Source organism: Bradyrhizobium lablabi (assembly GCF_900141755.1).
Lineage (GTDB): Bacteria > Pseudomonadota > Alphaproteobacteria > Rhizobiales > Xanthobacteraceae > Bradyrhizobium > Bradyrhizobium lablabi_A.
In genome coordinates this window covers 288,089-312,658 of record NZ_LT670844.1, presented here as the reverse complement: position 1 = coordinate 312,658, position 24,570 = coordinate 288,089, and the positions used below count along the sequence as shown (strand labels likewise).

The 24,570-nt window shown below is 61.6% G+C and carries 22 protein-coding genes; 5 read left to right on the top strand and 17 right to left on the bottom strand.

From position 1 onward, the window contains the following. Positions 1-114: 114 nt before the first annotated feature. Entirely contained in the window at positions 115-1,182 is a 1,068-nt protein-coding gene (locus B5526_RS01420) for a type I restriction enzyme HsdR N-terminal domain-containing protein (RefSeq protein ID WP_172841944.1), read from the bottom strand. A 62-nt stretch (positions 1,183-1,244) separates the two neighbouring features. Beyond that, positions 1,245-5,021, bottom strand: a complete 3,777-nt coding sequence (locus tag B5526_RS01415) for a vitamin B12-dependent ribonucleotide reductase (protein ID WP_079536293.1) — start codon at positions 5,019-5,021, stop codon at positions 1,245-1,247. A gap of 723 nt (positions 5,022-5,744) precedes the next feature. On the opposite strand from B5526_RS01415, the gene B5526_RS01410 reads away from it, so the two are divergent. After that, positions 5,745-6,644, top strand: a complete 900-nt coding sequence (locus tag B5526_RS01410) for a DMT family transporter (protein ID WP_079536292.1) — start codon at positions 5,745-5,747, stop codon at positions 6,642-6,644. Positions 6,645-6,671: 27 nt separating this feature from the next. On the opposite strand, the gene B5526_RS01405 is transcribed toward B5526_RS01410, so the two are convergent. After that, positions 6,672-7,253, bottom strand: a complete 582-nt coding sequence (locus B5526_RS01405; RefSeq protein WP_079544605.1) for a BA14K family protein — start codon at positions 7,251-7,253, stop codon at positions 6,672-6,674. A gap of 263 nt (positions 7,254-7,516) precedes the next feature. Between B5526_RS01405 and B5526_RS01400 the strand changes: the two genes are divergently transcribed. Further along, positions 7,517-7,927 (top strand): NADH:ubiquinone oxidoreductase subunit NDUFA12, encoded by a 411-nt coding sequence (locus tag B5526_RS01400; protein ID WP_079544604.1) that lies wholly within the window; start codon positions 7,517-7,519, stop codon positions 7,925-7,927. Positions 7,928-8,491: 564 nt separating this feature from the next. Here B5526_RS01400 and B5526_RS01395 read toward each other — a convergent pair. Beyond that, entirely contained in the window at positions 8,492-9,199 is a 708-nt protein-coding gene (locus B5526_RS01395; protein WP_079536290.1) for a DJ-1/PfpI family protein, read from the bottom strand. A gap of 96 nt (positions 9,200-9,295) precedes the next feature. On the opposite strand from B5526_RS01395, the gene B5526_RS01390 reads away from it, so the two are divergent. Beyond that, on the top strand, positions 9,296-10,234 hold the full coding sequence (locus tag B5526_RS01390; RefSeq protein ID WP_079536289.1) for a GlxA family transcriptional regulator: 939 nt from the start codon (positions 9,296-9,298) through the stop codon (positions 10,232-10,234). Between the two features lie 54 nt (positions 10,235-10,288). Here the strand turns inward: B5526_RS01390 and B5526_RS01385 are convergent, their stop codons facing one another. From B5526_RS01385 to B5526_RS01355, 7 genes are all read right to left on the bottom strand, one after another. Then, the gene (locus B5526_RS01385; protein ID WP_079536287.1) at positions 10,289-10,678 is read right to left on the bottom strand and encodes a cupin domain-containing protein; all 390 of its coding nucleotides are present in this window, start codon (positions 10,676-10,678) and stop codon (positions 10,289-10,291) included. An 86-nt stretch (positions 10,679-10,764) separates the two neighbouring features. Next, the gene (locus B5526_RS01380; RefSeq protein ID WP_154071073.1) at positions 10,765-11,418 is read right to left on the bottom strand and encodes a hypothetical protein; all 654 of its coding nucleotides are present in this window, start codon (positions 11,416-11,418) and stop codon (positions 10,765-10,767) included. A gap of 112 nt (positions 11,419-11,530) precedes the next feature. Continuing rightward, positions 11,531-12,766, bottom strand: a complete 1,236-nt coding sequence (locus B5526_RS01375) for a sensor histidine kinase (protein ID WP_079536285.1) — start codon at positions 12,764-12,766, stop codon at positions 11,531-11,533. A gap of 86 nt (positions 12,767-12,852) precedes the next feature. Then, positions 12,853-13,614 carry a DUF4239 domain-containing protein gene (locus tag B5526_RS01370; RefSeq protein WP_079536283.1) on the bottom strand — a complete coding sequence of 254 codons (762 nt, stop codon included), beginning with the start codon at positions 13,612-13,614 and terminating at the stop codon, positions 12,853-12,855. Between the two features lie 45 nt (positions 13,615-13,659). Further along, positions 13,660-13,869, bottom strand: a complete 210-nt coding sequence (locus B5526_RS01365) for a hypothetical protein (protein WP_079536282.1) — start codon at positions 13,867-13,869, stop codon at positions 13,660-13,662. A 38-nt stretch (positions 13,870-13,907) separates the two neighbouring features. After that, the gene (locus B5526_RS01360; RefSeq protein ID WP_079536281.1) at positions 13,908-15,227 is read right to left on the bottom strand and encodes a TAXI family TRAP transporter solute-binding subunit; all 1,320 of its coding nucleotides are present in this window, start codon (positions 15,225-15,227) and stop codon (positions 13,908-13,910) included. Positions 15,228-15,737: 510 nt separating this feature from the next. Beyond that, positions 15,738-16,295, bottom strand: a complete 558-nt coding sequence (locus B5526_RS01355) for a hypothetical protein (protein WP_079536280.1) — start codon at positions 16,293-16,295, stop codon at positions 15,738-15,740. Positions 16,296-16,868: 573 nt separating this feature from the next. On the opposite strand from B5526_RS01355, the gene B5526_RS01350 reads away from it, so the two are divergent. Further along, positions 16,869-17,615 carry a hypothetical protein gene (locus B5526_RS01350; protein WP_154071072.1) on the top strand — a complete coding sequence of 249 codons (747 nt, stop codon included), beginning with the start codon at positions 16,869-16,871 and terminating at the stop codon, positions 17,613-17,615. 10 nt (positions 17,616-17,625) lie between these two features. On the opposite strand, the gene B5526_RS01345 is transcribed toward B5526_RS01350, so the two are convergent. The 4 genes from B5526_RS01345 to B5526_RS01330 all read right to left on the bottom strand — a co-directional run bounded on the left by B5526_RS01345 (position 17,626) and on the right by B5526_RS01330 (position 21,441). Then, a complete protein-coding gene (locus B5526_RS01345; RefSeq protein WP_079536277.1) occupies positions 17,626-18,864 on the bottom strand; it encodes a cation:proton antiporter in 1,239 nt (412 codons plus the stop codon). Between the two features lie 15 nt (positions 18,865-18,879). After that, positions 18,880-19,254 (bottom strand): DUF1236 domain-containing protein, encoded by a 375-nt coding sequence (locus tag B5526_RS01340; protein WP_079536275.1) that lies wholly within the window; start codon positions 19,252-19,254, stop codon positions 18,880-18,882. 96 nt (positions 19,255-19,350) lie between these two features. Next, complete coding sequence (locus tag B5526_RS01335; RefSeq protein WP_079544603.1) at positions 19,351-20,355, bottom strand: Na+-dependent transporter; 1,005 nt, start codon at positions 20,353-20,355, stop codon at positions 19,351-19,353. 138 nt (positions 20,356-20,493) lie between these two features. Beyond that, the gene (locus tag B5526_RS01330; protein ID WP_079536274.1) at positions 20,494-21,441 is read right to left on the bottom strand and encodes an alpha/beta hydrolase; all 948 of its coding nucleotides are present in this window, start codon (positions 21,439-21,441) and stop codon (positions 20,494-20,496) included. A 239-nt stretch (positions 21,442-21,680) separates the two neighbouring features. On the opposite strand from B5526_RS01330, the gene B5526_RS01325 reads away from it, so the two are divergent. Next, on the top strand, positions 21,681-22,688 hold the full coding sequence (locus B5526_RS01325; RefSeq protein WP_079544602.1) for a DUF2155 domain-containing protein: 1,008 nt from the start codon (positions 21,681-21,683) through the stop codon (positions 22,686-22,688). A gap of 12 nt (positions 22,689-22,700) precedes the next feature. On the opposite strand, the gene aat is transcribed toward B5526_RS01325, so the two are convergent. Next, complete coding sequence (aat, locus tag B5526_RS01320) at positions 22,701-23,378, bottom strand: leucyl/phenylalanyl-tRNA--protein transferase (protein ID WP_079536272.1); 678 nt, start codon at positions 23,376-23,378, stop codon at positions 22,701-22,703. A 186-nt stretch (positions 23,379-23,564) separates the two neighbouring features. Further along, the gene (locus B5526_RS01315; RefSeq protein ID WP_079536271.1) at positions 23,565-24,188 is read right to left on the bottom strand and encodes an antibiotic biosynthesis monooxygenase family protein; all 624 of its coding nucleotides are present in this window, start codon (positions 24,186-24,188) and stop codon (positions 23,565-23,567) included. Positions 24,189-24,570 lie beyond the last annotated feature (382 nt).

The window sequence follows — 24,570 nt, the reverse complement described above, 5'->3', positions numbered from 1 at the left end:
TCTCTCGATGCAATCGAGCTCGATCGTAGCCCGGATGGAGCGCGGTGCAATCCGGGATCGCGATGTCAATGAGACTGCCCCGGATTTCGCTGCGCTCCATCCGGGCTACGCTTACTAACGAAGTATGGAAAGCTCTAGTTTTCCAAACCCAGATTGAATTATCCGAAGCGCAGGCATTGTGGGGAACGTAATTTCATATTTTGCCTCGACGGTGCCTTGGAATATTCCCGCCTCGAGAAAGCCTGTAGCTTGTCCGCCGTACGCCAATACAGCGTCGATCCCAGCAATTTTTGTTCTCCAGGTGGCCATATCGAATAGACTATCGCCTGCTTCGATATCGATCTTTCCCACGATATGAAAAATGGTCGGTTTAAGCGGATCTTCGGAGAGCGTTGAAGTCAGGCAAACATATTCCATATCTGCGATTTGTTTTTGCTCGGCAAATTTCCGCAGATCATCGTTCGGAAAAAGCCATTCTAGTTTGGCGGTTATGCGTGACCTTTCGTCTCGCTTTATCCAACCTCCTGAAGCGCTCACTCGAAGTCCGGACATCCTCCGGCAACTTTCGTCGAGAGTAGCCACGGCTTCCTTTGGGACTGGGATGTTGCTGCGCCAGGAGAATCTGTCATAGAGAATCGAGGCCTTGGAAATTGTTGCGCTGGACCTAAGTCCCGCAGCTAGTGGCATTTCCAAATCGACTTTGGGCGGAGAGCAATTTTGCCGAACAGCGTGCGGCGATAATGTATTCTCTAACGCCTTTGCGAGTTCGGTGATCTCCGCTACTGGCAAGTCAATTAGCAGCGGTTCGTCTGATCGCTGCGTGTTGTGAAACGCAACGAAGCGTCGTCCATTTAGGACCGCTGCGTAGCTGCCTGAAACTTGTGGGTGACGCGCGTATGTAATGGCTTGCTCGATTGCGTCCCTGTCTATTTCGACTTCCTCTGCCTTAATTTCTAATGTCCAAGAGCCTGCGCCGAGTACAGTCAATATATAATCGGCCCGGCCGCGGAGAGGCGGGTCAGCCTTCTTTTTCCTGCCAAGAAAGTTATTTGGATATTCAAGTGCCTTTTCACGGATGATGTCGTTTGCAGTTCCGGCCGCATAGCCCAACGCTCGGAGAAGTGGCATAGCAACATCTTCGCGGACGTCGGCTTCATTCATTTTGCGTGTCGCGTCGATCATGCACATAAACCGAAGGCCGCTCGTGAGAGCGGCCTTTTGCTATTCTGTCTGTTGTATTTACCTCACGAACACCCCGTCGTGGACCCACACGTATCGCACTTCATGCAGGTGCCATTCCGCACCAGCGTAAAATTCCCGCACTCCCCGCACATCTCGCCCTCATAGCCTTTGGCCTTGGCTTCCGCCCGGCGTTCGGCCTTTGACGGTGCCGCTTGTTGCGCGGCTCCCGCCTTGCTCCACTGCAACGCCTCCAGCTTTTCCGTCGGCGACAGATCGTGCAGGGCTTCCTGCTTCAGCGCCACCGCGCCTTCCACGGCGTCGGAGGCGCGGGCGGATGCGCTGTGGGAGGACATCGAGGTGACGTTGCTGGGCGGGCGCGCTTCGGTTTGCGGTTCGGTGGCGCCGCGCATGACGACGAGATTATCCGTGCGCGAGCGGGTCAGGCCCTTCGACAGGTACTTGTTGCCCTCCGGCACCTTGCCTTCCTCGACGCCTCTACCCATGGCGTCGAAATTCGACTCGGAGGGGTCGACATGGGCGAGGTCAAACCGGCTCATGTAGCTGACCGCGAGTTCGCGGAAGACATAGTCGAGGATCGAGGTCGCGTATTTGATCGAGTCGTTGCCCTGCACGGGGCCGGCGGGCTCGAAGCGGGTGAAGGTGAAGGCGTCGACATATTCTTCCAGCGGCACACCGTATTGCAGACCCAGCGACACCGCGATGGCGAAGTTGTTGATGAACGAACGAAGCGCCGCGCCTTCCTTGTGCATGTCGATGAAGATCTCGCCGAGACGGCCGTCATCATATTCGCCGGTGCGCAAATAGACCTTGTGGCCGCCGACCACGGCCTTTTGCGTGTAGCCCTTGCGGCGATCCGGCATTTTTTCGCGCTCGCGCATCACGATGATGCGCTCGACCAGCCGCTCCACCACCTTTTCCGAAATCTGCGCGGTGCGCGCGGCCATCGGCTTGTCGTAGAACGCCTCGACGGCATCCTCTTCCTCGTCCTCGTCGCTGATCAGTTGCGAGTTCAAAGGCTGCGAGAGTTTTGAGCCGTCGCGATAGAGCGCGTTGGCTTTCAGCGCGAGTTTCCAGGACAGGAGATAGGCTTCCTTGCAATCCTCCACCGTGGCGTCGTTCGGCATGTTGATGGTTTTTGAGATCGCACCCGAAATGAACGGCTGCGATGCCGCCATCATGCGGATGTGGCTTTCCACAGACAGATAGCGCTTGCCGACCTTGCCGCAGGGATTGGCGCAGTCGAACACGTTGTAGTGCTCGGCCTTGAGATGCGGCGCGCCTTCCACCGTCATCGCGCCGCAGATGTGCACGTTGGCGGCCTCGATCTCACGCTTTGTGAAGCCGATCGCGGTGAGCAGGTCAAAGTTAGGCGCGGCAATGGCTTCGGGGTCGATCTTCAGGGTATCGCGGAGGAAGTCCTCACCGAACGTCCACTTGTTGAAGGCGAATTTGATGTCGAACGCGGTCGGAAGGGCGGCTTCCACTTTTGCGAGAGCTTCGTCGGTGAAGCCCTTGGTTTTCAAGGTGGAAACGTTGATCGCGGGCGCATTCGAGAGCGAGCCGTGGCCGACGGCATAGGCTTCGATCTCGGCGATCTCGTTTTCGCGGTAGCCGAGCACACGCAGCGCCTCGGGGACCGCGCGGTTGATGATTTTCCAATAGCCGCCGCCGGCGAGCTTTTTGAATTTCACCAGCGCAAAGTCAGGCTCGATGCCGGTGGTATCGCAATCCATCACGAGGCCAATGGTGCCGGTCGGCGCCACCACTGTGGTCTGCGCGTTGCGGTAGCCATGGAGTTCGCCGAGCTCGAGCGCCAGGTCCCATGCGGCCTTTGCATGGTCGACGATGTCGGCCTGTTTGCACGAGGCGTGATCGAGCGGCACCGGATTGACGGCCAAAGCTTCATAACCACGCGATTCGCCATGCGCGGCGCGGCGATGGTTGCGGATCACCCGCAGCATGTGGTTGGCGTTCTTCTTGTAGCCGGGGAAGGGGCCGAGCTCTTTCGCCATCTCGGCCGACGTCGCATAGGAGACGCCGGTCATGATCGCGGTCAGCGCGCCGCACAGCGCGCGGCCTTCCTTCGAGTCGTAAGACAGACCCATGGTCATGAGGAGACCGCCGATATTCGCAAAGCCGAGGCCCAGCGTGCGGAACTCATACGAGAGTTCGGCGATCGCTTTTGACGGGAATTGCGCCATCATCACGGAGATTTCGAGCACGATGGTCCACAAGCGGCAGAGATGCTCATAGGCATCCACGTCGAAGCGCCCCCTCCCTGACCCTCCCCCGCTTGCGGGGGAGGGATGGGTGGGGGTGGTGTTATAGAACGTCAAGAGATTGGCGGATGCCAGATTGCAGGCGGTGTCATCCAAAAACATGTATTCCGAGCACGGATTTGACGCGCGGATGTCGCCGGACGCCTTGCAGGTATGCCAGTCGTTCATGGTGGTGTTGAAGTGCAGGCCGGGATCGGCCGAGGCCCAGGCGGCGTAGCCGATCTTTTCCCAGAGATCGCGGGCTTTCAGGGTCTTGGTGATCTTCTTGTTGGTGCGGCCGATCAGGTTCCAGTCGCCATCGGTCTCCACCGCGCGAAGAAAATCGTCCTTCAGCGACACCGAGTTGTTGGAGTTCTGGCCGGAGACGGTGAGATAGGCCTCCGAGTCCCAGTCGGTGTCGTAGATCGGGAAATCGATCTCCTTATAGCCCTGCTTTGCAAACTGGATCACGCGCTTGATCATCGCGTCGGTGACCAGCGCACGGCGCGCGAGCTTTATCTCCCGCCGCAGCGCTGGGTTTTTTTCGGGGTCAAAGCAATCGTCGCCGGAGCCTTCGCAATTGACGCAGGCTTTCAAGACGGCCTTGAGGTGCTTCTGGTTGAGTTTTGAGCCGGTCACGAGGGCCGCGACCTTCTGCTCTTCCTTCACCTTCCAGTCGATATAGGTCTCGATATCGGGGTGATCGGCGTCAACCACCACCATCTTGGCGGCGCGGCGCGTGGTGCCGCCCGACTTGATCGCACCGGCGGCGCGGTCGCCGATCTTGAGGAAGCTCATGAGGCCGGACGAGCGGCCGCCGCCGGAAAGCTTTTCGCCTTCGCCGCGCAGCCGCGAAAAATTGGAGCCCGTGCCGGAGCCGTATTTGAACAGCCGCGCTTCGCGCACCCAGAGGTCCATGATGCCGCCCTCGTTGACGAGGTCGTCCTCGATGCCCTGGATGAAACAGGCGTGCGGCTGCGGATGCTCGTAGGCCGACTTTGATTTTGTCAGCTTGCCGGTCTTCCAGTCCACATAATAGTGGCCCTGGCCGGGGCCATCGACGCCGTAGGCCCAGTGCAATCCGGTGTTGAACCATTGCGGCGAGTTCGGCGCCACCATCTGCTTTGCGAGCATGTAGCGAAGCTCGTCAAAGAAGGCGCGCGCGTCTTCTTCGGATGAGAAATATCCGCCCTTCCAGCCCCAATAGGTCCAGCAGCCGGCGAGGCGATCGAACACCTGTTTGGCCGAGAGCTCGCTGACATAGCGCTGCGCTTCCGGCAAGTCCGCGAGCGCCTCGACGTCCGGCACCGAGCGCCACAGCCAGGACGGCACGGTCTCTTCCTCGACCTTCTTCAGGCGGGCCGCGACGCCGGCTTTACGAAAATACTTCTGCGCCAGCACGTCGGAGGCGACCTGCGACCAGAATTCCGGCACTTCGACATTTTCGAGACGGAAAACCACCGAGCCGTCGGGATTGCGGATCTCAGATGTCGTCAATCTGAAATCAATCCTGTCGTAGGGTGACTGGCCAGAAGTGGTGTTGCGTCGTTCGATTCGCATCTTCGTATGCCCCGTTGTTTTTGACCGGACCGCTTGTCACGGCGCCGGGTGATGTTCCTTGAGCGAACTTTTGGTCCGCAAGCTCTACCGGTGGACCCGGCCCTTTTCTCTGGCTCTCTGATCGATGCGCGCATCGATCTTGCTGCCGCATGTCCTGACGGAACGCCCCACGTTCCGGGTCTTCAGGTCATGCTCTCAACGCCCCAACTCAACAAAACCTGAGCCGTTTTTGGCTCGCTTTAGCGCTCCGAAATCCCCCCGGATTTAGGACAAAAAAGCCCATACAGGCTGCCTCGACCGGCAACCGGCGTGGTCAATCTGGAACCCTTCTGGAAGCGACCGGCGGGACCCAAACTCACTCGCGCCGAACAGGATGAAAGCTAGGACAACTCCCTCGCGCCCGTCAAGGATTAGTACGAGTTCCTGAATCAAATACTAAATATGGTGGAAAAGGGAGAAATCCAGGGGGCACCCGCCGCTGGCTGTGTGGCCAAGTATCAGTGAGTCCTCAGGGATTCCCAAGCGAAAAAAATTGGTCGCGGCTGGTCAATTCCGGCTTCGTCCCGTTGTTCACAGGGTAACTATTTATTGCGGGCGAGGGGGTTGCCTTGAGGAGACTCACGCAGGGCTACGGAGAAGGCCGCCCTGGCATGCAAGGCGATCGATGGCGAGCGGCCGCGATCACGGCCACATTGCCGGTGATTCCCGACCTGGTCCCTTTCCATGACACTGCAAAATTCGACGCCGGCGCGTGCGCGCATCACGCCCGCGGGACTGATGTTCCTCGCCCTGACGTCGGTCGGCTGGGGCTTCAATTGGCCGATCACAAAATATCTCCTGAGCGACCTGCCGCCGCTGACCTTGCGCGGTTCCACCGGCGTGTTCGGCGCGGTTCTGCTGGCGCTGCTGGCGATCCTGAGCGGCCAGAGCCTGCGCGTGCCGGCAAAGCTCTGGCCGCGACTGGTGGTGGCCGCGACACTCAATGTCGGCTGCTGGATGGTGCTGATGGGACTGGCGCTGCTCTGGCTGCCGGCGAGCGAGGCGGCGCTGATCGCCTACACCATGCCGGTATGGGCCTCGATCCTGGCATGGCCGATCCTCGGCGAGCGGCCAAATCTGCTGCGCGTCATTTCGCTCGCCATGGCGTTCGCGGGGCTTGCGGCGATCATGGGCGGCAACGGCTTTGCGGGGAGCCTGGAAAAGCTGCCGGGCATCATCATGGCGCTCGCCGGAGCCTTCGGCTTTGCGCTCGGCACAGTTCTGGCAAAAAAGCTGCCGCTCCATCTGCCGCCGCTGTCGGCGGCTGCCTGGCAGGTCGGGATCGGCTGCACGCCGGTCGCGATCGCTGGCCTCGTGATCGAGAAGGCGGATTGGGCGACATTGTCCGAGTTCGACTGGACGCTTTTGATCGGCGCGACCGTGGTCCAGTTCTGCGTCGCCTATGTCAGCTGGTTTGCGGCGCTGGCGCGGCTGCCGGCGTCGGTGGCCGCGATCGGCACCATGGCGGTGCCGGTGATCGGCGTGGTGACGGCGGCGCTCGCGCTGCATGAGCCGCTCGGCCCCGGCCAGATCGCGGCGCTGATCTTTACGCTCGCAGGCGTGGCGCTGGCGACGCGATCCTGACGCGCGCCAGCGACAGCACGCATCCAGTTACGGGCAGGGGTGTCGCAACCCGTCGTAACCCAGATAGGTTCCTGACGCGGGATCGTAGGAACGATAGCGCTGCATGCAGTAAGTGACCGCGTCATCACCCACCGGCACCGGAGCCTCTGCAACCACCGCGGTGTCGTCGTAATACGTATCGGCGTAGTCGGGTCCGTAATAGTAATCCGGGCCACCGTAATAGGCGTAGCTATCCGCCGCGAGCGCGCCGCCGACCAGGGCGCCGGCCACCAGGCCGGGCACGAAGCGGCCGCGATCGTGGTCGTGGTGGTGCCATCCGCCATAGCCGCCGCGATAGGGGCCGCCGCTATAGGCTGCGACCGGGCCGCTCACGCCGGGACGGATGCCGCTATACGCCGCAACCGGCGCGCTGACGCCGCCGGGATGGAAGCCGGCACCGCCGCCGTAAAATCGTGCGGCCGGACTGCCAGCGCTGAAATGCGCCATCGGCGCGGCACCGCCGCCACGGAAGGCGGCACCGATGCCGGGATGCGGGCCAGCCGCCGAGGCGGCCATCGGCAACGCCAGGGCGATCACGGCAGCGCTACTCAATACCTTAAGATTGATCATCGTCGGCTCCATTTGTGGGACATGGTCGCTCAACCCGCCGAGCGAGCGGACGTTCCGGAAACCCTCAGCAATCCTGCGTGAGATCAGCCTGCCAGTGCGGAACTGTATGGGGAATGAACGGATTCTTGTCTGTTCCGCGGCAATCGGTCACGCGAGCGCCGTTGGCCGCGGGCCGATCGGCACGCATGCCCTGGCTTTACTGGACAATTCGCCTTGCGGATGGCATCACGGCCCGACAGCGCGTCTCGAACCGGCCGGGCCCCATGAAACAGTTTTTTCTCAAGATATTCACCTGGTGGAACGGCGAAACGTTTGGAACGCAATTGTGGACCTGGCGCTTCGGCGAGCTCGTGGGCAAGGACGAGCAGGGCAACCGCTATTACCGCACCAAGGGCGGCAAGATCGATCCGTCGCTCGGCTTCGAGCGGCGCTGGGTGATCTATAACGGCTATGCCGAAGCGACGCGGATACCGCCATCCTGGCACGGCTGGATGCATCACACCGTCGATGTCCCGCCGACGGAGGAGGCCTATACGCCGCGCGAGTGGGAAAAGCCGCACCTTCCGAACCTGACGGGAACGCCCTTTGCCTACCGTCCGCCCGGCTCGACGCTTGCCAGCGGCCACCGCCCCAAGGCGACCGGCGACTATCAGCCGTGGACGCCGGGAAGCTGACACCAACCATCGTCATTGCGGGGCAGCCCGCAGGGGTGAACCCGGAATCCCGCGCGACAACGTCGAGATTCCGGGTTCGCGCTGACGCGCGCCCGGGAATGACGGCGCAAGCGACGTGAGCCCCTGTGAACAACGGTGACAGCGGGGATAGCTTTCAGCGCGCTGTTGCCGTCTCCACGCGATGATGGCTCAATGGGTCATCTTACGGAGATGGGAGACCATCGCGTCGGTTCGGGCTCCAGTTCGCGACTGTCCCGATTTGCAGCGGCTGCCGATCAGAATGCGGCCGGGAGATAGGCCCCCGGTGCGGATGTTCTGAGATCGCCCGTCAATGTGGAGCCACCGTAGGACAGGAAAGGCCGTCTGGGCAACCAGGCGGCCTTTTTCTGCATCTTCTTTCTGCATCTTCGACCTCATCCTGAGGAGCTTGCGAAGCAAGCGTCTCGAAGGATGGCCGCAACGCACCGACTCGCGGCCATCCTTCGAGACGCGGCGAAGACGCCGCTCCTCAGGATGAGGTCGAAATTCCCGTCATGCTGAGAAGACCATTCTGACGGAGCATTGTTACGCCGCCGATATTTTTCGTTGCTCGAGCCTCGCCGCCGCGCGGGCGATCGCGTCGCCGCGGCGCTGCCGGCTCGGCGCGATCTTCTCCTTGAACATCGCGACCAGTTCAGCCGGCGCGGTGTCGGGCGAACCTGCGTTGAACGGCGGCGCGGGATTGTATTCGAGCCGGAGCTGGACCGCCTCGGCGGCCTTCTGGTCGACCATCATCGACACCAGGGTGAGGGCGAAATCGATCCCCGCGGTGACGCCGCCGCCGGTGACGCGGTTGCGGTCGACGCAGACCCGGGTTTTCGTCGGCACAGCTCCAAAGGACGAAAGATATTCCATCGCCGTCCAGTGGGTTGCCGCGCGATAACCCTGCAGCAGGCCGGCCGCGCCGAGCACCAGCGATCCCGTGCAGACCGAGGTGATGTATTTTGCCCCGACGGCCTGGCGGCGCAGGAAATCGAGCATCTCCTCGTCATTGATCATGTCATCGCTGCCGATCCCGCCCGGCACGCAGATCACGTCGAGCTGCGGGCAATCGGCAAAGCTGACGGTGGGCGTGAGCACCAGAGGCGTATCGCTCGCGACCGGCTCGATCCGTTTCCAGATCAGATGCACCTTGGCGCCGGGCACGCTCGAAAACACCTGCAGCGGTCCGGTGAAGTCGAGTTGAGTGACTTTTGGAAACAGCACGAGACCAATCTGGAGCGGTTCGGACATGGGGGCCTCCAAGGTTTTTCTTGACCCGCACATCCTGACATGATCGTCCTCTGTCCGAAATGGCATATTTCCCTCATTTCAGGACATAGCCCAAACATGATCGGCGTACTGATATTTCCCGATTTCCAGTTGCTGGACGCGGCCGGCCCGATTTCGGTGTTCGAAATCGCGGCGCGCTTTGCGGGTGCCGCTCCGTCGATCAAGGTTCTTGCCGCGACGCCGGGTCCGGTGCGCAGCTCATCAGGCGCTGAGATGCTCGCACGCGGCTTTCGGCCGTCGGGCGCGATCTCAACCTTGATCGTCGCGGGCGGCATGGGCACGCGAGCGCCTGCGATCTGCGCGAAGACGCTTTCGTTCGTGCGGGGACTTGCAAAACGCGGCGTCCGCGTCGCCGGCGTCTGCTCCGGCGCCTACATCCTGGCCGAAGCCGGCCTGCTCGACGGCCGCCGCGCCACCACGCATTGGGGGCGCACGCGGCATTTTCTTTCCGCCTATCCCAAGGTGAAGCTGGAGGCGGACCAGATTTTCGTCCGCGACGGAAACATCTGGACTTCGGCGGGGATCACCGCCGGCATCGATCTGGCGCTCGCCATGGTGACGGAGGATCTAGGCGAGGAGATCGCGCAAAAAACCGCGCGCCAGCTCGTGCTCTATCACCGCCGCAGCGGCGGTCAGTCGCAATTCTCTTCGCTGTTGGAATTGAAGGCGCCGAGCGGCCGCTTCGGACCGCTGTTGACCTGGGCGCGCGAGCATCTCGACGCGCCGCTGACGGTGGAGGATCTCGCCGAGCAGGCCGGCATGAGCTCGCGGCATTTTGCCCGCGCCTTCATCGCCGAGACCGGCACCACGCCGTCGAAAGCGGTCGAGCGTTTGCGCATCGAAGTGGCACGGCAGCGCGTGCAGTCCTCAAGCGAAGCGATCGAACGCGTCGCGCAACTCACCGGCTTTCGCGATCCGGAGCGGATGCGCCGCGCCTTCATCCGCGCCTTCGGCCAGCCGCCGCAATCGCTGCGCCGCGCGGCGCGGGCGGGTTAGGCCCGCACTCATGAACCGGCGAGGCGGTCCGGCGCGCGTCATTTGACGCGCGGTCTATTTGACCGGAACCGTCATCGGCTTGCCCTTATCGACGATATGGACGGTAAGAAGTTTAAGCGTCTTGTCGCCGATGACTTGGAAAGCTCCGTGGGGCACATCGCGAACGTTGATTCTGGCTACGCCCGGTTCGAAGTTAATTTGCTTGCCATCGGGCAACAATGCGGTGGCGCCGTCGATAATATAATAGGCCTCATCGCCCGGGTGGGTATGAAGCACTCCGGACGCTCCGGGCGGTACTTCAACCGTCCCGACAACGATTTCCATATTCGTGCCGGTCAAGTCACCCTTTGTCAGTTCGGTCCTCTTGCTTGATTGAGCGTGGGACGTCGCCGATACAAGCAAGCTCACGCCAACGAGTGCACCTAGCGCTGTATACTTGGTCATGTTGATCCCCCCTGTTTTTCTAACGCGGCGATTGAACCACAGATGCCGGGGGCCGTCGAACCCGATACATGGTTCGGCGGTGGCGCTCAGCGGGCGTGAAGCCAGAACGCCTGCACTGCAAACAGCATGCTGCGATGAAGATCGAGGTAACGGTCCTCCTGCGTCCGGGTTAGTTGCAACTGGTTGTCGTGGTCACGCGGTAGCGGGCTTTCGCCGAGCGCGTCCGCGATATCGACGTAGTAGTTGGACATGTCGCCATAGGGACGCTTGGCATCCATGATCTCGACGAGGTTCTGCCACATCCGCGTATTCATTCGTGGAATCAGGCGAAGATGCTCGTTCGTCACGACGAATGAGATGAGCCGGGATGGCGGCAGCTCGATCGGCGCATGTCCGTGCATGTCGAATGCCAGCTTGCCGTCGACTGCCTCCGCAAGGTGGTAATTGTCGAGCTCATATTGACCGGGTGGGAGCTTGGCGGTCGCGAAGAACCGGGTGAGGTCGTCAACCATGAGGTTTTGCAGGATCGCCCAGCGGTCCCGCATCTCCGTCGCCGCCGCGGTTTCCGGCACGCGTCGCAGGAATTCGTTGAATATCCGGGCATTTGCATCCACATCGCCGCTGGTGGCCAGATAAATGCCTCCGGCTTCGGAGCTGAACCAATACGGGCGCATGTGCTGCCGCATGAAGGCGAGCCGGCCGGCGGTGTCGATGAGGGGTTCTTCGGCGCTTGCGGACATCATCTTGCCCCTTGTCGTCACAAACGAAGATGGCCGGGCCATTCGCCCGACCATGCTGTGTCGCAACAGGGCGCCGCGCGGTTCAGCTATCGCGGCGATCCGCTCGAGCGCGCTACCGAACCGCGGGCGCTGGCGGCGCCACACGGGGCAGGATGAGCTGGATTTTTGTGCCTTCGCCGGGTTCGCTATCGAGATTGAGCCGGCCACCCAGACAGTTGGTGACAATGCTGTAGACGATATGCAGGCCGAGGCCGGTGCCGCCCTGGTCGCGACGCGTCGTGAAGAACGGATCGAACGCTTGACGCCGGATGCCGAGACTCATGCCGCAGCCATCGTCGGAGAAGACAATCTCGACATGGTTGTTGCCGGACGCCTGCACCTTGATATCGATGGCTCCTCCATTGCCGTCGGGAAACGCATGCGTGACCGAGTTGAGGAAAAGGTTGGTCAAGACCTGTCCGAACGGTCCTGGATAGCTGTTCATCGTCAGATCGGGTTGGCACGCGACGTTGAGGGTCAGATTTTGCTTTCCGAGACCCGGCCGCAGGCTCACGGCGATCTGTTCGGTCAGGTCGCCGAGGTCGAAGATGCGTTGGTCCGAGTAGTTTCGGTCGGTCGCCACCTGCTTGAACGACTGGATCAGCTCGGCCGCGTGATTGAGATTGGCGACCAATTGCGATGACGCCTCGCGACTGATCTTGAGAAATTCATTCAGGCGTGATCGCCTGAGATTACCCAGGGCTACTTCCGCCGCGAAGCCGGCGGTCCGAAGTTCCAGCGACGAGGCAACGGTCAGGCAGGTACCCACGGGATTATTGATCTCGTGCGCAACGCCCGCCACCAGTCGCCCAAGCGCTGCGAGTTTTTCCGCTTCGATCAGGAAGTTTTGGGTCTCCTGCAGATTGCTCAACGCCGCTTCGGCCGCATCCCTGGCGCTGCGTATCTCGCGTTCGCTGGCCTTCAGTGCTGCCTCGGCGCGCTTGCGTTCCGTGACTTCTTCGGCGGCGACGTTGACCCCGACGATTTCGCCGGTTGGACTGCGTAGTGGATGCCAATAAGTGATCCAGTAACGTTCGTCGACCTGATCGGCGCGCTGGCCGGCGACCTCGACGCCTATTACCGGATCGCCAGTATCCATGATCGAGCGAACAATTTCCTCGACCGCATCGGCTAGCGCCGGTACGCAATCCCGAACCGAGCGTCCGAGATGATCTTCGACGGAGATACCGCAGATTTCAGTCAGCCGCTGGTTGATCTGCAGATAGCGGCAGTCGGGAGAAAGGAAGGCGAGGCCGATCGGCGCCGTATCGTAGATCAGTTGCAGCGCCGGCTGCTGAGGAAGCGGCATACCGAAAATCGGCGATGAGCCCGCGGCGGCTGCGCGACGATTCGGGTTCTTTGACAAATAATGCCTCCCTGCTTCAGAAACAATACTCATGGACTTAAGGGCAAAAGCACGTTCCGCAGTGTCGCGCTTGAAATCCCCATCAATCCCGTGAAGGGGTTATCGAGCTCCAGGACCAGAAAAATCGCGCCGGCAAATGACAGCGCGCAAACAAGCAGAGCGGCCATGACGACCAGATTGGTTCGTGCAAATAAAGTGAAGCTCACGAAGATCGCGCTCAGCCAAAAAACCAGAATGATCAAAAACGGAACCGGAATTGAGTTGCCGGCCTGCGCAAACAACTGCAGCCGGATCTGCGCGCCTTCCGTGAATGCCTGAATGGCGCGAGATTGCAGCGAACGTTGCGTGTCGTTGTTCGGCGACAGGCGTTCCAGTTGATTTTCGAATGCCGCCGACTCTGCCGTCGACTCAAAATGAACGAGCTTGCCGCTCGGAAGCTGCTCCTCGTGCCAAATGCGGTTAGCCAGCGGCGGAATGGACTGCCGCAGAAGATTTCGGACGGAAGCCGCTTCCGGGCCATATTCCGCAAGCAGATCGTCCAGAAGGATGATGGTAGCGGTCATTTGCCTGACCTGAGTTGTCTTCTGATCGAAGGAACTTTTCGCGGACGCGATCAACAGACCCAGCACCAGCGCGGCTAACGTGCCGATCAGGCCCGTTGCCATTTTTACAAGGTCCTTCGAGTCCGGATGCAAATGGCTTTCCGACAACAAGGGTCGAACAAGCGCTCCGACCAGGGCACCGCCGAATATCACGGCGAACACAGCGAGCGAGATCCACAGATCGTTCATCCCCCAAAGATCTCCCCGCCATTTTCGGCGACTGATAAAGGATTGTCAGTACACCCTGCGGCGGACAACAACACCCCGCCGTGGCGCTACAACAACGGCTGGGCGGACAACAGGAGCTGCAACGACCACGGCGCCGCCGGTGGCGACGCAGCCCGCGCGAACGACGCCGCGCGCGCAGACGACGGCGCTTGCGTCCATCGTGCTCAGGGCGATGAAGCTTCCTGCCAGCGTGAGGGAGATGATCAGATGTTTCATGGTTCTTCTCCTTGGGTTGATTCCAAATTCCGCGTCACTTATGCCGCGGAGACGATCGCCGGTTTCTTTGCAAGCATCGCTCGTCGATCGTGAATCAGACTCTCCAGCCGGTGCGCCGCCACATTCAGTGTCGCCTCATCCACCGCGCTCTCGTCCCCTGCCGCGGACCTGGCGCGTTGCGCCTTGAGAATGTCGTCAATTTCTTCTTCGATATCCGACAACTCGGCCTCGGTCCCGACGTGTCGTATCCGGCGTCCCAGGGCATAGAGAGAATCCAGGGGGCCCTCATTTTTGGAGCTTCCGAGCCCAAGAAATTTCCAGGCCGCAGCCAGCACGGTGGCGGCGCCTCCGAGGATCATGGGCGTCAGATAGATCCAGTTGCCGTATTCATCCATAAAGCTCTGCTGGGTGCCGTTGTAGAAGGCCGCCGCTCCGGGATGCAGTGGAAGGTACGCATCCGCGTCGGTGCTGGGAGCGGTGATTTGCGCAAAAATCGGCTGCTCGACCAAAAGCTCCCTGCGCACGCTCATGATCGTTTGCGTGAGGCTTGCGATCAAATCAGAGCTTAGTTTTTTCTTCGCAACCAGATACAGCGAGGTCCGCAAGGTGGTCAGGTCATCCTCCGGGACCGGCGGCGCTCCGCGCAGCGTTCCTTTGGGCACATCGAAGCTTTCATAAGCGCGTTCGGCGTCGGCGATCGCCCCGGCGGAGTCGATCGGGATCAGCACCGGCAACGCCTTTGGGCCCTGCTGAAGGAAGCCTTTCACGAGCGACAAATATTTTTCAGATAGAGGGATCACGACCAGAAGCGCATTGACCTCCTTGGATTGAATGGCCCGCCGGGCATCCGGCAACGCGATATCCTTGAATACTTTGGCGCGATCGAGCCCGAATTCCTTGCTCAACACCTCGACGATCTTGCTGTTGGCGTCGCCGCCGATCACGCCCACACGGCGGCCCTTCAACTTGTCCACGCTGTCGATGGTTGAGCCCGGCGGCGCGACGATGAGGACGACCACATGGCTGACAACAACGACGGCCTGGGCTTGCGAGAGGTCACCGACATCACCGCGAACCACGGCGAGATCCACATTTCCCGCCGCAAACGCCTTGGCGGCTTCCAGCGCCGTACCGCTGTCGACAACCTTGAGCCGGACCGGGGCGTTGATCGAGACCAGCCGGCTTGCAATGGCCGACATCGCCTTGGCAGCCTCACCGTCAATCGAGCCCACCGCCACGCTCAGCGTTGCCGGACGCGTATAATATCGATAGGCGAGGAGGCTTGCGCCCGAGGCAAGAGCGGCAGCACCGAGGAGCAAGAAAAAACGAAGCCAGAGCGGCAATTTCAGCGAAGCCATACTCGTTACTCCTAACGCACCAATTGAAGGCCGCTACTTTGAAGGTGGCGGCCTTTCACTGCGGCGGATCGGTTTTGGCTTCGAAGCCGCATCAGCGCTGGGCGGACGCGGGCTGGCGATGAGGGAGAGAATACCGGGCTGTTGTTCGTGGCCCCTCACGACGCTGCTGGGAATCGATGCGATGGCCCCGGTGCTGCCGGACGTACCTTGGGCCGCAGCATCCGAGGCAAGAGCAACAATTCCGAGAACAGCACCGATGAGGAAGACAAGACGAAGCCAGAGAGGCAAATTGCGCGAAACCATGCTCGTCACTCCTCACGTCGATTGATCGCCGCTCCAAGCCGCGATCGTGACCGGCGGCGCGCGCTCAAAACCGAATGCCGCCCATTTACCGCCGCCGCAACTTCCGATATAGGTCAGACACCCTGACATTCGTAAGCCGCTGTCGAAGTCTGCATCCGATGCAACGCTTGAGCAAGCACGATCGCCGCTGCAACCGATCATGACCGCTCATGCGCTGCGACGCCGCTCGAAGAACAGCCGCACGAGTATCTTGTCACCAACGATATCGCCCAGCGACCGGAAGGCAAAGTAAGGAACGAGGATCAAGAACATGAGGAGAATTGTCGCGACGAACTGATGCAACGTCCCGCCAGCTATTCCGGAAATGGAGTCCATGACCGTTCGGCGGTGGATCGCCCCAACCACGATCTCTTCGATCAACGTCAGGACGGCCAAAAGCAAGAGGAAGACGAACGACCGGTGCAGCGTTGGAATGATAAGTGGACGATTTTTGAAACGCTCTCCCATGTGAAAGAGACGTCCCACCAGCATGAATTTTGCGCAGATTGCGGCCTTGATGATTGCCAGGCTCAGTGGCGCGTAGGCGACGCCTTGCGCCTGCAGAATTGCCGTCTTGAAATAGATCACCGCCGCGAAGCAAACGTAGAGATAGGCGGTAAGGATAATGAACTCCGTCAATTCTTCGCTTATTTTTTCGCGAAACGAGGCTTTGAATTTTACCCCGCTTTCCCCTGTTGTATCCGACTGCGGGAACCGGGCCATCATCAACCACCATTCGGTTTTGAGCAGCGAAGTCTATCTGACAGTCTCCTTTTCCACCATCCCGCGGCGTATCACCGTTCAGGAGCCAAAACTGGAGTTAAGCGATGTCCGCGCCGCCTGCCGGCACGACGCCTCGCGCCAGATGCAGCGGTGCAGGGGCCAGGCGTGCCTCAAGCTCGTCATTGATGATGCTTGCCCGTCCAGATGTTCCAGGTCGCAAAGCCGACAACGATCGCCATAGCCCACAACATCCAATATTGGATCGCAAGGCCGTCAATCGTCTCAACCAAACCCTCCATGATCGCCTCCCTCTTTCTCAGGAAGCTACGCTCTGGCGGCGGCAAAATATTGTCAATTGTGTTGTGCGTTGCGGGCGTGCCAGCGCTTCCGGAAGCGCCATGAACCCGGACGGCGCCTTGCTCGACCGAGGGGGGCTGTGCGACTCCCGCTGGGCACCGTAAAACATACCAACAGGCACGACCCAATTGCACGCGAATGAGCGTGATGTCTGTTGCAGGAATTTTGAGATCATAAAATCATGCCGCAATGTGCAGTTTTGAAATCTGGAGACGGGCGATGCCATTGATCAGATCGGTGCTGTTGTTGATTGCGCTCATCGCGCCCGCGTTCGGCCAGGACGGTCCAAAACTCTCGGCGAGCGCAAAGGATGCCGTGCCGGCGCTAAGACTTTATCTCGATGAGGTGACAAAATCAGGGGGACGGCCGGACTACATCAAGCCGCCGGCTTCCGACCTATTTCACCGCGTGTTTGACCTTGAGCAATTGACCGCGCTGCCGCCTTGCAAGGCCGGCGATCTGCCTTGGCTGCTGGATTGGCTTGGGGCCGCGAACCAGACTAACAAGCTGATCATGTATTTTGGCGCGAAGCCGGGCCCGGATTTCGATCAGGTCGCCGCGCTTCGCAATCTGACGGAATACCAGGACCAATACGCGGCGGCGACGAATTTTCTGCTCCGCTTCACGGCGCGCGAGGCACCCGCATTGAATCTGTTCATGGACCAACTCAGCCCCGAGCAGCGCACGCCAATTCGCGAGGCCGGACTTCGGAAGGCGCGCGGCGGCGCGGCGGAACAGGTGTTCGGCTCGATCAGCACCGTCGCTGATAAGGTGATCAAGCCTGCCAACGCGCGCCTGATCACCGCGGCGATGAGGGACAACGCGGATTTCCGGGCCTCGTTCATCCTGCCCGATGATCGAACCCAGATCATCGGCCTGCTCGCAAAGGCAACCAAAATGGTTGGCGATGAGGAGGCGCGCAACAATCTCACTGCCTTTGCGGCGACACTCGCCGCGGCGAAGTAGCATCTGAGACCTAGTTCCCCTCCAATAGCCCGAGCCTGCGTCCCAACCACTCGGTGGTCGGCGCCTGGATCAGGATCGTCATCAGGATGGCGACGAAGGTGACCGAGGCGATCAGCGGCGCCCCGGGGGCCCTGATGCCGAGCAGGATGCCGGCCAATGCGGCCGGCATGACGCCGGTCTCCCGCGTCCAGCACATCAACAGCAGCTCAGAAAAGTTCCAGCGCGCGCGGCGATCCGGCAGCGCGCACAACAACACCGTCAGCGGGCGCGCCAAGAGCATCAGCACGGTGACGATGGCGACGCCGCCGAGCCAGTATTTTCCCATCAGGGCAAAATCGACCTGGGCGCCGAGCAGCATGAAAATGAACAGCCGCATGATGAAGGCCGTGGTCAATATGAATTCGTCGAGCTTTTGCGCTTCGCCGGCCTCCATCTGGAAGCCGAATGCGTCCTTGTTGCCGAGCATGATGCCGAACACAAACACGGCCATGAAGCCGCTGGCGTGCAGGCCGGACGCGGCGAAATAGGCGCCGATGACGGCGACCAGCGTCACGACCGGTGCGTATTCGGCAAGGAACGCCCATTTCTCGTGGGCGATCAGCAGCGCCGCGAGATATCCGAGCGCGATCCCGGCGACGATGCCGATGACGGATTGCTTGAAGAGATCGAACAATAAGGCGACAAGCGAAAATTTCTCGTCGCCCATCGCCACCGCCAGCACCCCGAAGGTCAAGATCGCGCCCATGGCGTCGTTGAACGCGGATTCGCTCATCACGGTCTGCGCCACGCGATCGCTGATCCGGATCTGGCGGAAGATCGGCACCAACGTGGCCGGGTCGGTCGAGGCAAGCACCGCGCCCAACAGCAGCGCCGTCACCAAGGGGATGCCGAGGATGTAATGGGCGGCGATGCCGGTGACCCCGGCGGTGATGAGCACGCCGACGGTGGCGATCACCGTGATGGTGATCCAGACCTGCTTCAGGACGGCAAAGCGCAGCGACGCGCCGCCGTCAAACAGGATGTAGCTCGCACCGAACAACAGGATGATCTGGTTCAGCGCCGAATCCGATTTGATATGGACGAGCCCGAGCGCCTGCGGGCCGATCGCGATCCCGGCGAGCAGGAACACCGCGACATCGGGGATCCTGATCTTCTGCGCCAACAGGCCGGCGAGGGTGCCGACCGCCAGAATTAGCCCACACGACAGCAGCGTGTGTTTTGCAATTTCGATCGAGGCCGACGTTTCCACGCCGCGATCATGCGGCTAGTCGTAAACGTGGATGATCCGGCGGGTCTGCGGATGGAACACCACCGGGCGGCCGTTGACGATCGCGTAGTGATGCTCGGGCACGCCGTAGCGCTCCGGCACCGGATAGGATTCGTAAGCGCCAGGCGGCAATTCCCGCCCCACCGCGACTTCATCGTCATAGCGATAAGACGGCCGGTTTTCGTGCACGATATATTCGTGCAGCGGCTCGCGATGCTCGTACGGCACGATCGCGCCGGTGGCGATCGCAGCTCCCGCGATGGCGCCCGCCACGGCGCCGGCAACCACATCGGACTGCGCGAGCGCTGTGGCCGAATTTGTCATCGCTACGCCGCCGACGACCAATGTCACGGCAAGAATTCGTCTCAGCATGGAAATCTCCCTGATTCGTCGAGCGCACAGTAACCCGGATCGGCGATGTTTCCATCATGCCGGGCGCCTCGGCGCGATGCAATGGCGGTCGGCCGCTTAGGCCTCGCCGGTCCCGGTCGCGGCGGGCGCAGGCTGCCGCGCCGTTAGCCTGCCGACGATCGGCTTGAGCAGTTGCGGCGACAGATAGATCGGAAACTGACTGAGGGCGAAATATAGCCAGGTGGTTCCCGGCAACACCCCGTCGGTCGCAGCCAGCATCAGTCCCATGTTGCGCTGTGAGACCATCAGACCGAGCGCCAGCGCTTGTTCGTGGCCTACTTTGCGGAAAATCAGCGCGGTGACGCCGAGCAGCGCGAAAAACACCGCGAAGGCCAGCCCCGTCAGTCCGAGCATCCGCAAGGGATCGGCCAGCAGACTGCCAACCACGTTCCCCATGATTGCGGCGACAAAGACGAACAGGATCAGGATATTGAAGCCGTCGATCGGGCCCTTGTGCCGTTTGATGGCGGAGGCGCCCACCGTCCAGCGGATGCCGCCCGCAACGAACAATGCGCCGGCGAGGATCGAAAACAGTTTCAATCCGAGCCCGAGCGGCGAAAGCGTCAGCGCCGCGCCGAGGAAAACGTAGGCGAACAGCGGCGCGGTCAATGGAATAAGCGCCGTGCTGGTCACCAGCGTGATCAGCACCAGCGTCGAATCGAGCCCCATCACCGCCACCAGGGCAGGGGCTGCCATCATCGGCGACGCCACGGCCTGGAGCATCAGCGCGAGATACAAATCCGCCGAGTGTGCGTCGAGCCCGGTCGCGACACAGCTTGCGCCGGCGATTAACGGCACGCCGAGCGTGGTCCACACTGTTGCCGCCAGCACGATGCCCGGCCGCCGCAGATGATCGCGCAGCGCGGCGATATCCACCCGCATGAACGATATGCAGAGCAGGACAAACACGGCTTCAGTGACAAAAGGCTTGAGCAGCTCGCCAAGCGGCGGCAGCACAATGCCGAAAAACACCAGCGCGGCAATCGCGCGGGTCCCCTGACCGCCGAGCCAATTCAGCGCCTGCACCGGGAGCGCAGCGATCCTTTGCAAGCTGATGGGCATGCGGCTTTCGAATGGAGCGCGGCGGCGAAACGAGTCTGCCGGGCAAAGCGAACCGGCGTTGCCGGACGCGACCATGCGGCAATCGCCGCATGGAACAAAGTAACTTCTGGTTACGCTCTGTTTCCCAAGCGGCTAGCGCTAATTCAGCGCCTTCAGCCAAACGCCGATGTCGCTTGCCGCGACATTGGCCTGTTGCAGCAATTTGCCCATGGTGAAGAAGCCGTGGAATTGGCCGGGAAAGTGCCGGTAGGTCACGGCGACGCCGGCCTCTTTCAGGCGCCTTGCGTATTCGTCGCCTTCGTCGCGCAGGGGATCGGCGCCGGCGGTCAGCAGATAGGCCGGCGGCAATCCGGCGAGCGTCGTGGCGCGTGCCGGCGAGGCCTTCCAGTTGTCGATATCGCTGGCGCCGCGGAGATAGTGATTGCAAAACCATTTGATCACGGAATGCGTCAAGAGAATGCTGGTCTCGGGCTCGCGGTGCGAGGGATGCGTCATGGCAAAATCCGTGGCCGGATAGATCAGCACCTGGCCGGCGATCCTTGGCCCGTCGCCGTCGCGCGCGGCGAGCGCAACCACCGCGGCGAGATTGCCGCCGGCGCTGTCGCCGCCGACCATCAGACGCGAGGGGTCGATGCCGAGTTGGCCGGCGTTGGCGGCAATCCATTTCGTCGCCGCGATGGCGTCGTCGACGGCGGCGGGGAATTTGTGTTCGGGGGCGAGCCGGTAGTCGACCGAGATCACGATAAGTTCGCCTTCATGCGCGAGCTTGCGGCAGACCACGTCGTGGGAGTCGAGATCGCCGATCACCCAGCCGCCGCCGTGGAAGAATACCAGGCACGGCGCGAGCCCGCCCGCCTTGCGCAGCGTCTTCGGCGTATAGACCCGGGCGGGGATCGGTCCGGTGGGCGAGGGGATCGTGAGCGGCGCAACCGACAAAAGCTCGGGCGGATCGGGATTGGTGACGGCGCGGCCTTTTAGATAAAGCTCGCGCGCTTCGGTGGGCGACACCGTCTCATAAGGCGGCCGGCCGGCTTCCTGAAACGCGGTGAACACGGCGGCGGCATCGGGGTCGAGAACGACGGGCATGTTGGAAATTTCCCCCTGTTTGCTCCGGTAGTCCCGGATTTGACGTTCGGCGTGCCGGCCGAGCCGGCTTTCGGGCGCGACTATTTCATCCGCCGGTCGGGCTGACCAGTGGGCTGCGCGGGAACAAAACCGCCCTTTCCCCGCCGTATTCGCCGTGTTAACCGGGGGCTTGCGCGCGGCGGAGAGCCCTTTACCCCTGTATGATGTCGCGAGCCCGATTCGCCTTTAAAAGCCGCGAGATGTTTCGAACCATTGCCCTGACCGGTTTTGCGGCGCTAGTGGCCGCTTCGACGCTCTCGCTTGCGCCGCCTGCGCACGCGCAGATCGGCAATATTTTTTCCGATCCGGCACCGCGCCCGCCCGGCAATATTCCCCGTGGCAATCAACAGCAACCGCCGCCCGACGATGAAGAAGAAGTGCCGGAGCTGCCGCAGGGCGGCCGCCTGCTGCCGACACCCAATCGTCCGCTGCCGGGGCAGGGCGTACCGCCGCCCGGCTCGGTGCAATCGCAACCGCTGGCGCCGCCGCCCGGCACCACCGTGATTCCGCAGAACGTGCCTCCCAATATCGCCATCGCGCCGCCGCAGCCGGGCCAAGGTCCGAACCAGGGCGTCGCGACCGCACCTCCCGCCGCCAATCCGCTGCCGGGATTGCCGCCGGGACAGCGCCAGCCCAAGAGCGTGCCGCAGACGCCGGCTACTTTGCAGCCGGGCGACGAGGTGGTCTCCGAGCCGCCGGCGCAGAAGATCGTCAACAAGAAAGCGAGCTTCTCGGGCCTCGACAAGATCACCGGACGTATCATCAATTTCGATGAGGATATCGGCGAGACCGTCCAGTTCGGTGCGCTCAGGGTAAAAACCGACGCCTGCTACACCCGTCCGGCGACGGAGGCAGCCAACACCGACGCCTTTGTCGAGGTCGACGAGATCACGCTGCAGGGCGAGGTGAAGCGGATTTTCTCCGGCTGGATGTATGCGGCGAGCCCGGGGCTACACGGCGTCGAGCATCCGATCTACGACATCTGGCTGACCGACTGCAAAGCCCCGGACACGACCGTGGTTACGGCAGCACCACCTCCCGAGGCGCCGAAACCGGTGGCGGCGCCGCCACCGGCTCAGAAGCGCGCGCCGCCCAAACAGGCCGTCCGCCCGCCGCCACCGCCGCAGCAGCAGACCCTGCAGCAGCAGCCACCTCCGCCTCCGCCGCCACCCCCGCAATCTGGCGGCCTGTTCGGGATTTTCAGATAGTCTCGGGGGCGCTTACCCGCGCGCGGCGATGATCCCAAGCACCTCGGCGCCACGCACCGGCCGATCGACCGGCAATTTGCCAAAATTCGCTTCGCCTGCGATCGCCTTGTCGAGCAGCGCGCGGTAGCGCCGCCTTGAAATTTCGACCGCGCCGAAACTGCGCAAATGTTCGGTGACATATTGGGTGTCGAGCAGCTCAAAACCGCCTTCGATCAGCCGCGCCACCAGATGCACCAGCGCCACCTTGGAAGCGTCGCGGGCGCGGTGGAACATGCTTTCGCCGAAGAAGGCGCGGCCGAGGCTGACGCCATAGAGCCCGCCGACCAATTCGTCCTTGTCCCAGACCTCGACGCTGTGGCCATGCCCGAGCTCATGCAGCCCGACATAGAGATCGCGGATGCGCTTGTTGATCCAGGTATCGTCGCGCCCGGCCTGCGGCGCCGCGCAGCCCGATATCACCGCCTTGAACGCGGTGTCGACGGTGACGGTGAAGGCGTCGGAGCGCACAGTGCGCGCGAGCCGCGAGGCGATGCGAAACCCCTCGAGCGGGATCACGCCGCGCATCTCCGGCTCGACCCAGAACAAGGTCGGATCGTCGGCGCTCTCGGCCATCGGGAAGATGCCGCAGGCATACGCGCGCAGCAGCACCTCGGGGGTAATTTCGAAAGAGGCGGAGTCCCGTGACGTCATGGGCGGCAGGTTAGCAGGGCGAAGAGGACTTCGCGACGGGTAGCATGGCCTCGTGGTTCGAGACGCGCGGCGCTGCCGCGCTCCTCACCATCCGGACATACCGCGGACACGCTAAAATCGACGCCATCGACCCGAACCGGACATCGGGGCCATGAGCAATACATCCGTGCGGCTCAGATGTGTATCTCATTGATCACCGTTCACTGGCGGATAGTATTGCGGTGCCTCCTTCCGGTCGTACATGCCGTAGTCGCGCGAAACGAGATACATGCGGACCGAAGTCATGGCGCCAGTCAGCGAGAGCTGCTTGACCGCCTCAAGGCCGTCTGAAAGTGATGGGGTCGGTGTCAAGACGAGGTATTCGGTGTCACGATAGACACTCGCCAGAACATCGCTTTCGGCTCCTGCTTCGGGCGGTCTCCTGGCGGTGGACGCAATCATGTACCGTTCCTGGCGCAGCAGCGGGTCGTTGTAGCTGTTGCTGATTTCCAGCCGGCGGAGACCGCTGGGCTGAGGAAGCCACTCGCAAACGAGCTGGCCGATTCGCAGACGATAGTCCTCGAAGTGCTGCTGACGCCCCGCAATCTGTGCGACATGATGTTTTGCGTGGGTGCGCCAGCTGGCAAGACTTGCTTCGTCGCGCCAATGAGAGTGCGACAGCACAATGCGTTGTCGGACCAGACTCTTGAAGCGATCGATGAACAAGAGGCCAGGATTCTTGTCCAACTCCGGTCGCAAGCCCGCAGCTGTATCAAAGTAGGCTTGCTCGTGACCAAGGCGCGGCATGACCTCGAAGAACAGGCCAATCATAAGAACGCTCCCATGTCTGTGAGCCGGCCGATGCCCGCGTCAAGTCTGTTGGGTCATCGCCCGGATCAAAGATTCTGGTCCAAAAGAGGCCGAGCACTCGCCCATATCTGCCACGGAGCGACGGGAGCGTGCAAGTTTTCACACGCACCGAAGGCGTCGCACAATTGCAGCCCAAATTGGCCATAGTCTGCGAAGCTGGCATCAATTGTCCGTTCATCGGGTGCCGGAAGTGACCGGCGGACAGGCAGGACGACGCGATTGACCCGAAGGCGACCTTGGGAAAATCGGCTATTGAACTCGTTGGACGCAATTTTCTCAGCGTCGGGTTTATGTTAGCGGGTTTATGTTAGTAAGGGTTCAGGCTTAAGGCCCGGCACAAAAG

Bases quoted from the DNA above. Each gene is read 5' to 3' on its own strand.
- B5526_RS01420 (WP_172841944.1), bottom strand. From the start codon at position 1,182: ATGATCGACGCGACACGCAAAATGAATGAAGCCGACGTCCGCGAAGAT.
- B5526_RS01415 (WP_079536293.1), bottom strand. From the start codon at position 5,021: ATGCGAATCGAACGACGCAACACCACTTCTGGCCAGTCACCCTACGAC.
- B5526_RS01410 (WP_079536292.1), top strand. From the start codon at position 5,745: ATGACACTGCAAAATTCGACGCCGGCGCGTGCGCGCATCACGCCCGCG.
- B5526_RS01405 (WP_079544605.1), bottom strand. From the start codon at position 7,253: ATGATCAATCTTAAGGTATTGAGTAGCGCTGCCGTGATCGCCCTGGCG.
- B5526_RS01400 (WP_079544604.1), top strand. From the start codon at position 7,517: ATGAAACAGTTTTTTCTCAAGATATTCACCTGGTGGAACGGCGAAACG.
- B5526_RS01395 (WP_079536290.1), bottom strand. From the start codon at position 9,199: ATGTCCGAACCGCTCCAGATTGGTCTCGTGCTGTTTCCAAAAGTCACT.
- B5526_RS01390 (WP_079536289.1), top strand. From the start codon at position 9,296: ATGATCGGCGTACTGATATTTCCCGATTTCCAGTTGCTGGACGCGGCC.
- B5526_RS01385 (WP_079536287.1), bottom strand. From the start codon at position 10,678: ATGACCAAGTATACAGCGCTAGGTGCACTCGTTGGCGTGAGCTTGCTT.
- B5526_RS01380 (WP_154071073.1), bottom strand. From the start codon at position 11,418: ATGTCCGCAAGCGCCGAAGAACCCCTCATCGACACCGCCGGCCGGCTC.
- B5526_RS01375 (WP_079536285.1), bottom strand. From the start codon at position 12,766: ATGCCGCTTCCTCAGCAGCCGGCGCTGCAACTGATCTACGATACGGCG.
- B5526_RS01370 (WP_079536283.1), bottom strand. From the start codon at position 13,614: ATGAACGATCTGTGGATCTCGCTCGCTGTGTTCGCCGTGATATTCGGC.
- B5526_RS01365 (WP_079536282.1), bottom strand. From the start codon at position 13,869: ATGAAACATCTGATCATCTCCCTCACGCTGGCAGGAAGCTTCATCGCC.
- B5526_RS01360 (WP_079536281.1), bottom strand. From the start codon at position 15,227: ATGGCTTCGCTGAAATTGCCGCTCTGGCTTCGTTTTTTCTTGCTCCTC.
- B5526_RS01355 (WP_079536280.1), bottom strand. From the start codon at position 16,295: ATGATGGCCCGGTTCCCGCAGTCGGATACAACAGGGGAAAGCGGGGTA.
- B5526_RS01350 (WP_154071072.1), top strand. From the start codon at position 16,869: ATGCCATTGATCAGATCGGTGCTGTTGTTGATTGCGCTCATCGCGCCC.
- B5526_RS01340 (WP_079536275.1), bottom strand. From the start codon at position 19,254: ATGCTGAGACGAATTCTTGCCGTGACATTGGTCGTCGGCGGCGTAGCG.
- B5526_RS01335 (WP_079544603.1), bottom strand. From the start codon at position 20,355: ATGCCCATCAGCTTGCAAAGGATCGCTGCGCTCCCGGTGCAGGCGCTG.
- B5526_RS01330 (WP_079536274.1), bottom strand. From the start codon at position 21,441: ATGCCCGTCGTTCTCGACCCCGATGCCGCCGCCGTGTTCACCGCGTTT.
- B5526_RS01325 (WP_079544602.1), top strand. From the start codon at position 21,681: ATGTTTCGAACCATTGCCCTGACCGGTTTTGCGGCGCTAGTGGCCGCT.
- aat (WP_079536272.1), bottom strand. From the start codon at position 23,378: ATGACGTCACGGGACTCCGCCTCTTTCGAAATTACCCCCGAGGTGCTG.
- B5526_RS01315 (WP_079536271.1), bottom strand. From the start codon at position 24,188: ATGATTGGCCTGTTCTTCGAGGTCATGCCGCGCCTTGGTCACGAGCAA.